This window comes from uncultured Lutibacter sp. (genome assembly GCF_937891065.1).
Lineage (GTDB): Bacteria > Bacteroidota > Bacteroidia > Flavobacteriales > Flavobacteriaceae > Lutibacter.
Map to the genome: position 1 here is coordinate 1 of NZ_CALAEQ010000173.1, position 8,609 is coordinate 8,609.

7 protein-coding genes are annotated in these 8,609 nt (G+C 29.4%); 6 read left to right on the forward strand and 1 reads right to left on the reverse strand.

What is annotated here, in order from left to right; all coding sequences use genetic code 11:
- Window positions 1-151: 151 nt before the first annotated feature.
- The 6 genes from carA (at window position 152) to Q0352_RS09600 (ending at window position 6,536) form a co-directional block, all read left to right on the forward strand.
- On the forward strand, window positions 152-1,258 hold the full coding sequence (gene carA / locus Q0352_RS09575; RefSeq protein WP_299527066.1) for a glutamine-hydrolyzing carbamoyl-phosphate synthase small subunit: 1,107 nt from the start codon (window positions 152-154) through the stop codon (window positions 1,256-1,258).
- 149 nt (window positions 1,259-1,407) lie between these two features.
- Window positions 1,408-2,694: a phosphopyruvate hydratase gene (eno, locus tag Q0352_RS09580; protein ID WP_299527068.1), complete on the forward strand. Its 1,287-nt coding sequence runs from the start codon at window positions 1,408-1,410 to the stop codon at window positions 2,692-2,694.
- A gap of 168 nt (window positions 2,695-2,862) precedes the next feature.
- Window positions 2,863-4,152: a citrate synthase gene (locus Q0352_RS09585; protein WP_299527071.1), complete on the forward strand. Its 1,290-nt coding sequence runs from the start codon at window positions 2,863-2,865 to the stop codon at window positions 4,150-4,152.
- Window positions 4,153-4,232: 80 nt separating this feature from the next.
- On the forward strand, window positions 4,233-5,147 hold the full coding sequence (locus Q0352_RS09590; RefSeq protein WP_299527074.1) for a dimethylarginine dimethylaminohydrolase family protein: 915 nt from the start codon (window positions 4,233-4,235) through the stop codon (window positions 5,145-5,147).
- 3 nt (window positions 5,148-5,150) lie between these two features.
- Window positions 5,151-6,089: a citrulline utilization hydrolase CtlX gene (ctlX, locus tag Q0352_RS09595; protein ID WP_299527075.1), complete on the forward strand. Its 939-nt coding sequence runs from the start codon at window positions 5,151-5,153 to the stop codon at window positions 6,087-6,089.
- Window positions 6,090-6,119: 30 nt separating this feature from the next.
- A complete protein-coding gene (locus Q0352_RS09600) occupies window positions 6,120-6,536 on the forward strand; it encodes an Rrf2 family transcriptional regulator (RefSeq protein WP_299527077.1) in 417 nt (138 codons plus the stop codon).
- 58 nt (window positions 6,537-6,594) lie between these two features.
- Here Q0352_RS09600 and Q0352_RS09605 read toward each other — a convergent pair whose 3' ends face one another.
- Window positions 6,595-8,391, reverse strand: a complete 1,797-nt coding sequence (locus Q0352_RS09605) for a hypothetical protein (RefSeq protein ID WP_299527079.1) — start codon at window positions 8,389-8,391, stop codon at window positions 6,595-6,597.
- Window positions 8,392-8,609: the final 218 nt, after the last annotated feature.

An 8,609-nucleotide genomic window follows, 5' to 3' on the forward strand; every position in this document is an offset into this window, starting at 1 on the left:
GTAGAAAATGATACTAATAAAGATGAATTAGAAAATTTTGTTAAAAATGAACATCTATCTTACAAAAAGGTTGATGACATTATTTTAATATTTAAATTTATTCTTCAAAACTATAATAAAATTATATAAACTATTAATTTTGAAATAACTAATGAAGTATACGCAACGTAAAAAAGCAATTTTGCTTTTAGCAGACGGAACAATTTTTGAAGGAAAATCAATTGGAAGAGATGGTACGTCGTTTGGTGAAATTTGTTATAATACGGGTATGACCGGCTATCAAGAAATATTTACTGATCCATCTTATTTTGGACAATTAATGTTAGCTACCAATGCTCATATTGGAAATTATGGAATTAATGATGATGAAATTGAATCTGAATCAATAAAAATTTCAGGATTGGTTTGTAAAAACTTTAGTTTTAATTATTCAAGAGATAACGCTCAAGATTCATTAGAGAATTATTTTGAAAAACACAAACTAATGGCAATCTCAGATGTTGATACGAGGGCTGTTGTGCGTTACATTAGAGATAATGGAGCAATGAATGCCGTAATTTCAACAGAAACAGATATTGATGCTTTAAAAGAAAAATTAAAAGAAGTTCCAAATATGAATGGTTTGGAATTAGCTTCAAAAGTTTCTACAACGGCACCTTATTATTTTGGTGAAGAAAATTCTCCAATTAAAATTTCAGCATTAGATATTGGTATAAAAAAGAATATTTTAAGAAATTTGGCTACCAGAGGTTGTTATATTAAAGTATTTCCATATAACGCAACGTTTAATGAAATGAATGCTTTTAATCCAGATGGTTTCTTTCTATCGAACGGACCTGGTGATCCAGAACCTTTAAAAGAAGCACAAGAATTAGCAAAAGAAATTATTAAACGAGACTTGCCTTTATTTGGTATTTGTTTAGGGCACCAAGTAATAGCACTTGCAAATGGAATTTCTACTTTTAAAATGCATAATGGTCATAGAGGTATAAATCACCCGGTTAAAAATTTAATTACAGGTAAAGGTGAAGTAACATCACAAAACCATGGTTTTGTTGTTAAAAGAGATGAAGTTGAAAATCATAATGATTTTGAAGTCACTCATATTCATTTGAATGATGATACATTGGCTGGAATGAGAATGAAAAATAAAAATTGTTTTTCTGTTCAATATCATCCGGAAGCTAGTCCTGGACCACATGATTCATCTTACTTATTTGATCAGTTTATAGGAAATATTAAAGCCTCAAAAAAATAAAAGTAAAACGTCATTTAGAATAAGTTCAATGTTTTTTTTAAAGAGATTTAAAACGAAAACGTTATCGCATAAAAGGTTTAAATTGAAATAGTAATTAGCCTTAAATTTGTAACTTTGAGGTAATAAATAATAATTAAAATTAGAAGAATATGAGTATGATTATAAGTGTTCATGCACGTCAAATATTTGATTCAAGAGGTAACCCAACTGTAGAAGTTGATGTAGTAACTGAAAACGGAGTTTTAGGTAGAGCAGCTGTGCCGTCGGGTGCTTCAACTGGAGAACACGAAGCAATGGAATTACGTGATGGAGGAAAAGATTATATGGGAAGAGGAGTTCTTACCGCTGTAAAAAATGTAAATGAAATTATTGCTGAAGAGCTTTTAGGTACTTCAGTATTTGAGCAAAACTATATTGATCAATTGATGATTGATTTAGATGGGACTAAAAATAAATCTAAATTAGGAGCAAATGCTATTTTAGGTGTTTCATTAGCAGTAGCAAAAGCTGCAGCAAATGAATTAGAAATGCCATTATATCGTTACGTTGGTGGAGTAAGTGCAAATACCTTACCTGTACCAATGATGAATATTATTAATGGTGGTTCTCACTCTGATGCTCCAATTGCATTTCAAGAATTTATGATTATGCCTGTAAAAGCTAAAAACTTTACAGAAGCTCTTAAAATGGGAAGTGAAATATTCCATAATCTTAAAAAATTAATTCACGATAGAGGTTTAAGTACAGCAGTTGGTGATGAAGGTGGGTTTGCCCCAAAATTTGATGGTACTGAAGATGCTATTGAAACTGTTTTAAAAGCGATTGAAAATGCAGGTTATAAACCAGGAGATGAAGTTATGTTAGCATTAGATTGTGCTGCTGCTGAATTTTATGTGAATGGAAAATATGACTACACTAAATTTGAAGGTGATAAAGGAGTTATAAGAACATCTGAACAACAAGCTGATTATTTAGCTGAATTGTCTTCAAAATATCCTATTATTTCAATTGAAGATGGTATGGATGAAAATGATTGGGATGGATGGAAATATTTAACTGATAAAATTGGAGATAAAGTTCAATTAGTAGGTGACGATTTATTTGTAACCAATGTTGAAAGACTTTCACGAGGTATTGAAAATGGTATTGCAAATTCAATTTTAATTAAAGTAAACCAAATTGGAACTTTAACTGAAACTATTGCAGCTGTTAATATGGCTCACAATGCAGGTTTTACATCTGTAATGTCTCACCGTTCAGGAGAAACTGAAGATAATACAATTGCAGATTTAGCAGTTGCATTAAATACAGGACAAATTAAAACAGGTTCAGCTTCACGTTCTGATAGAATGGCAAAATACAATCAATTATTAAGAATTGAAGAAGAATTAGGAAGCGTAGCTTATTATCCTCAGAATAAAGCTTTCAAAATTTAAAAGAACAAATATATTTATACATTAAAAAAGTCGAGATTATGTCTCGACTTTTTTTTATGTAACAACATTTACATTTGTGTAAATGAATAATATAATTTAGTATAAATTAAGTAAGAATTCATTAAATTCGTTTTAAAATAACTTAATTCTCAATTAAACACATAAATTATGTCAGATAAAGCAATTTTAGAAGTTGGTGGTAAAAAATACGAGTTTCCAATATTAATTGGTACCGAGGATGAGATTGCCATTGATATTAGTACACTTAGAGGATCAACAAATGGAATTATTACTTTAGATGCTGGTTTTAAAAATACGGGATCTTGTGAAAGTAAAATAACGTTTTTAGATGGTGAAAAGGGAATTTTACGTCATAGAGGATATGCTATTGAAGAATTAACAAAAAACGCAAGTTTTTTGGAAGTTGCTTTTTTAATAATTTTTGGAGAATTACCAACTAAAGTTGAGTTAGAAAAATTTGAGATTGATATTAAAGGTCAATCAATGGTGAATGAAGAAATGAAAGGGATTATTGATGGTTTTCCCAAATCAGCACACCCAATGGGGATTCTTTCAGCTTTAACAAGTGCATTAACAGCTTTTAATCCTGGAATTGTAAATGTTAATTCAAAAGTAGATATGTACAACGCAGTTGTTAAAATACTAGGTAAGTTTCCTGTGTTAGCAACTTGGGCTCATAGAAGAAATAATGGTTTGCCATTAAATTACTCTGATAATTCTTTAGATTATATTTCAAACATTATGCAATTAATGTTTAAAATTCCAACTGAAAAATATAAAATAAACCCGATTGCTGTTAACGCATTGGACGAATTATTAATTTTACACGAAGATCATGAGCAAAATTGTTCAACATCTACTGTGCGTATTGTTGGTTCATCAGGAGCTGGTTTATTTGCATCACTTTCTGCTGGAGTTTCTGCACTTTGGGGACCACTTCATGGTGGAGCAAACCAAGCAGTTGTAGAAATGTTAGAGGCAATTGAAAAAGATGGTGGAGATGTTGAGAAATATATTAATAAAGCAAAAGATAAAGATGATCCATTCCGTTTAATGGGATTTGGTCATAGAGTTTATAAAAACTTTGATCCAAGAGCTCGTATTATTAAAAAAGCAGCTGATGAATTATTTGCAGATTTAAATTTAAATGATCCAACATTAAAAATAGCGAAACATTTAGAAGAAGTTGCCCTTAAAGATGAGTATTTTGCAGAACGTAAATTGTATCCAAATGTAGATTTTTATTCCGGTATTATATACAGAGCTTTAGGAATACCTGTTCAAATGTTTACCGTAATGTTTGCTATTGGTCGTTTACCAGGATGGATTGCACAATGGAAAGAAATGAGAGAAAATGGTGAGCCAATTGGTCGTCCTCGTCAATTATATACTGGAGAAACTTTACGCCCATATAAATCAATAGAAGATCGTAAATAATTAGTGTTATTTATAGTGAAATAAATAAAGAAACCTCATATTAATTTATGGGGTTTCTTTATTTTTGTAAAAAATAATTTATGATAAAATTAAATGTTCAAGATGAAACTTCTCGCTTACGAGCTGTGGTTTTAGGAACAGCAATTAGCAATGGACCTACACCAACCGTTGAAGAAGCGTACGACCCAAAGTCATTAGAACATATAATTGCGGGTACATATCCTGTAGAGGAAGATATGGCAGAAGAAATGGAGGCTTTAAATAAAGTTTTCCAAAAATATAATGTAAAAGTTTACAGGCCAAAAATCATTAAAGATTACAATCAAATATTTTCAAGAGATATTGCATTTGTTATTGATGATAAAATAATAAAATCTAATATCCTTCCAGATCGAGAAAAAGAAATTGAAGCAATTCAACATGTATTTGATGAAATTGATTCTGAACAGATAATAGAAACTTCAAAAGACATTCATTTTGAAGGAGGAGATGTTATGCTTTGGAATAATTATATTTTTGTTGGAACCTATAAAGGAGATGACTATAAAGATTATATTACTGCTCGTACTAATATGAAAGGTGTTGAATTTTTAAGAAAAATGTTTCCTAATAAAATTGTTAAAGAGTTTGATTTAGTAAAATCAAGGACCAATGCTCGTGAAAATGCCTTACATTTAGATTGCTGTTTTCAACCTGTTGGTAAAAACAAAGCTATAATTCATAAAGAAGGATTTAGAGATGAGAATGATTATAAGTATCTTATAAATCTATTTGGAGAAGAAAATTTGTTTCATATTACTAAAGATGAAATGTATTGCATGTTTTCTAATGTTTTTTCAATTTCACCAGAAGTTGTTGTTTCAGAAAAAAACTTTACACGGTTAAATAATTGGTTAAGAAAACAAGGGTTTATTGTTGAAGAAGTTCCTTATGCAGAAATATCTAAACAGGAAGGTCTTTTAAGATGTACAACAATGCCATTAATAAGAGATTAAATTATGAAGCAAATTACAAATACCATTTTAATGGTTAGGCCAGTTTCATTTCGTATGAATGAACAAACTGCAGTAAATAATTATTATCAACAAATTTTAGATAGTTTAACACCTGAAAGTGTTCAGTTTAAAGCTTTACAAGAGTTTGATACTTTTGTTGAGAAATTACGAGCCGTAGGCGTTCAAGTTATAGTAATAAATGACACTAAAGATACTGATACTCCTGATTCTATTTTTCCAAATAATTGGATCTCATTTCACGAAAGTGGTGATGTAGGATTGTATCCAATGTTTGCCGAAAACAGAAGGTTGGAAAGAAGGGAAGATGTTTTAGAAACGTTGGAAGAGCTAGGTTTTATAATAGAAAATGTAATTGATTATAGCTCAGCTGAAGAAGAAAAAGTATTTTTAGAAGGTACAGGAAGTTTATTGTTAGATAGGGAAAACAGTAAAGCATACTGTGCGTTGTCACCAAGAGCTGATGAAGATTTATTAATTGAATTTTGCGAGGATTTTGAATACACTCCAGTTTCTTTTGTTTCTAATCAAACAGTTAACGATAAACGATTACCAATTTACCATACCAATGTAATTATGTGTTTAGGTGAAAAATTTTCGGTTATTTGTTTAGATAGTATTGATGATAAAAAAGAACGAAAAAATGTTGTAAAACATCTGAAAGAAGATAAAAAAGAAATTATCGCTATAACTGAAGAGCAGGTAAATAACTTTGCAGGAAATATGTTACAAGTTGTTGGAAATAATGATGAGCGTTATATTATTATGTCAAACTCAGCTTATCAGTGTTTAACAAAACAGCAAATAAATCAACTTAAAAAGCATGGCGAAATTTTATACAGTTCTTTAGATACTATTGAAGCTTGTGGTGGAGGAAGCGCTCGTTGCATGATGGCAGAAGTGTTTTTACCAAAAAACGTATAATTTAATTTTTAAAACGGGTATTTATTTAATATGCTTTCTAAAAAAACTAAATATGGACTTAAAGCGTTAAGTTTCCTTGCTAAGCAAGAACAAAACGTACCTGTTCTAATTTCAGATATTTCAACTTCTGAAAATATCTCCAAAAAGTTTTTGGAAAGTATTTTACTTACTTTAAAAAAGAGCGGTATTCTTTCATCTAAGAAAGGCAAAGGCGGCGGTTATTTTTTATTAAAAAAACCAAATGAAATTAAAATCGCAACAATTATTAGATTACTTGAAGGGCCAATAGCTATGTTACCTTGTGTAAGTTTGAATTATTATGAAAAATGTGATGATTGCGTAAGTGAAGAAAAATGTAGCTTAAGTATATTAATGGCTGAAGTACGTGATAGTACATTGAAAATACTCGAAAGTAAAACTTTAGCAAACTTCAACTGTGGAGAATAAATAGTTGTTTAAATTGATAAATAAAAAAGGTCTTTCATTTGAAAGACCTTTTTTAGAATTATACTTTAACTAAAACGGGAATTTGAACATTAAATAACTCATTTTTTAGAGTTTCCAACTGATTTAATAAAGTTTCTTTATTTGAATCAAATTCAGAAAATAAATGCTGATAGTATTCAATACCGTCATTTAAATTATGTTTAAATGTGGTTAAGTATTTTTCATTTTTTACTGTTAAAGAATCTTTAAACTCATCAACTTTATTTGAAAAATAATCAACATACATAGATAATTCTTTAATAAACATATGCGGACGATTATTTGTGTCCACCACATTTATTTTACCGTAAATATGAGCTACCATTTCTTTTAAAGAAAGCTCCTTTGAAAAATAAGCCATATTTGGTCCAGGACAAATAGCAACACCTTGCTTTTCTCCCTTTTTTTCAATATTATAATCTATCAATGCAGCATTAGATAGTCCTACGCACAAACAAGCCTTTTCAGTAATTTTATTTGCTTTTTCTGAATATTCACTAGAAGTTAAATTTTCAGCTTTTAACTCATTTAACTTAATAGTCTGAAATTTTTTAGATGCAGTACAAATTACTTTTTCAGTAAATTCGGTGTTAGATGATAAAAATTTCTTTGGACAAGAGCTTCCAGCATCATTATTTGCGATTCTTTCATTTTTAAGAATTTCATTAGTGTTTCCTCTTAAACTATTAAAAGGTACACCTAAGGGAGAAATATTACTTAAGTATAAATCTTTTTCTTTAGCCGCTTTCAATGCTTCAATAGTTTGTTTATCAACTGTTGAAGCTTCAGGAACTAATAAAAATGGAGATCCCCACCCTACTGAATCAATACTATAATTATCTAATAAAAACTCATGTTCTTCAGAAGTACCAACACCACCTTGAGCAGTAATTTTTAATTCTAAAGGAGCGTTTGGGATGTGCTTCCCTTTGTTTTCTAAAGCTCCTACTAAAATATTATGAACATCGCTAATTAAATCATCTTTATGATTTTTAAATTCTTCTAATATAGGTCCCATTAAATAACCATCAGAAGCAAAAGCATGACCACCACAGTTTAAACCAGATTCAATTCTATATTCAGAAACCCATAATCCTTTTTTAGCTAAAAATTTACCTTGTATTAAAGCTGATCTAAAATCACTTACTTTTAAAATAATTTTCTTTTTTTGAAAACCATTCACATCAGGATAGAAGTCATTAAATTTTTCAAAATAGCTATATAATCTAGGATTCATACCTGCAGAAAGTACAACCGATGATTCTAAATTACTATTAGCAAAACCTCTTAATGCAGCATGTGCATCATTAAATTCTGATGGTAATAATTCATTTTTACTATAATTAGGCTTATCAAGCTTTGTCATAATATTTACATCAATACTACCTGGTTTTAGGTTGTTTTGAATCCAACTAGAAACATCTTCTTTTATTGTATTATTATGAACTGTTTCAACAAAGTTTTGCTTTAATTCTGAAAAATCTGGAAGCATATCCATATATTTTTCAAACTCACTACTTTTTTCTTCGAAACTCTTTTTCAGTGCTTCAAACTTATGCTTTACAATAGTATCAACCGTATTAAGATATGATGTAATCCTTTTTGCTCGATAATCATCAACTTTTGTTGAAATTGCTTTAAAAGGAATTTCAAATTTAGTTGAATAGTATTCATTCATTTTTTCAATTAAAATATCATCTACAATTGAAATAACTGATGAAATACCATATTTGGCAATCTTAATAGGACTATCTATTGTAAAAGCAAGCCCCATCACTGGAATGTGAAAAGAGTGAGGATTGTTTTTATTTTGCATATATTTTATTTAATTAATTAAAATTCAGGTTGTAATTAAACGCAAAAATAGGGAACTTGATTTCAAAAATGGTGACTAATGTCATAATTATAACATAATTGTGATATTATTAAGAATGTTTTAGTTAAAAAAAGCCAATTCAAACGAGTTGAATTGGCTTAACAATTTAAATATATAAATTGGAATTAGCTTCCTGATACACTACCTCCAGAAGAGGT

Excerpts from the sequence above, each read along its gene's own strand:
- carA (WP_299527066.1), top strand. The coding sequence starts at position 152 with ATGAAGTATACGCAACGTAAAAAAGCAATTTTGCTTTTAGCAGACGGA.
- eno (WP_299527068.1), top strand. The coding sequence starts at position 1,408 with ATGAGTATGATTATAAGTGTTCATGCACGTCAAATATTTGATTCAAGA.
- Q0352_RS09585 (WP_299527071.1), top strand. The coding sequence starts at position 2,863 with ATGTCAGATAAAGCAATTTTAGAAGTTGGTGGTAAAAAATACGAGTTT.
- Q0352_RS09590 (WP_299527074.1), top strand. The coding sequence starts at position 4,233 with ATGATAAAATTAAATGTTCAAGATGAAACTTCTCGCTTACGAGCTGTG.
- ctlX (WP_299527075.1), top strand. The coding sequence starts at position 5,151 with ATGAAGCAAATTACAAATACCATTTTAATGGTTAGGCCAGTTTCATTT.
- Q0352_RS09600 (WP_299527077.1), top strand. The coding sequence starts at position 6,120 with ATGCTTTCTAAAAAAACTAAATATGGACTTAAAGCGTTAAGTTTCCTT.
- Q0352_RS09605 (WP_299527079.1), bottom strand. The coding sequence starts at position 8,391 with ATGCAAAATAAAAACAATCCTCACTCTTTTCACATTCCAGTGATGGGG.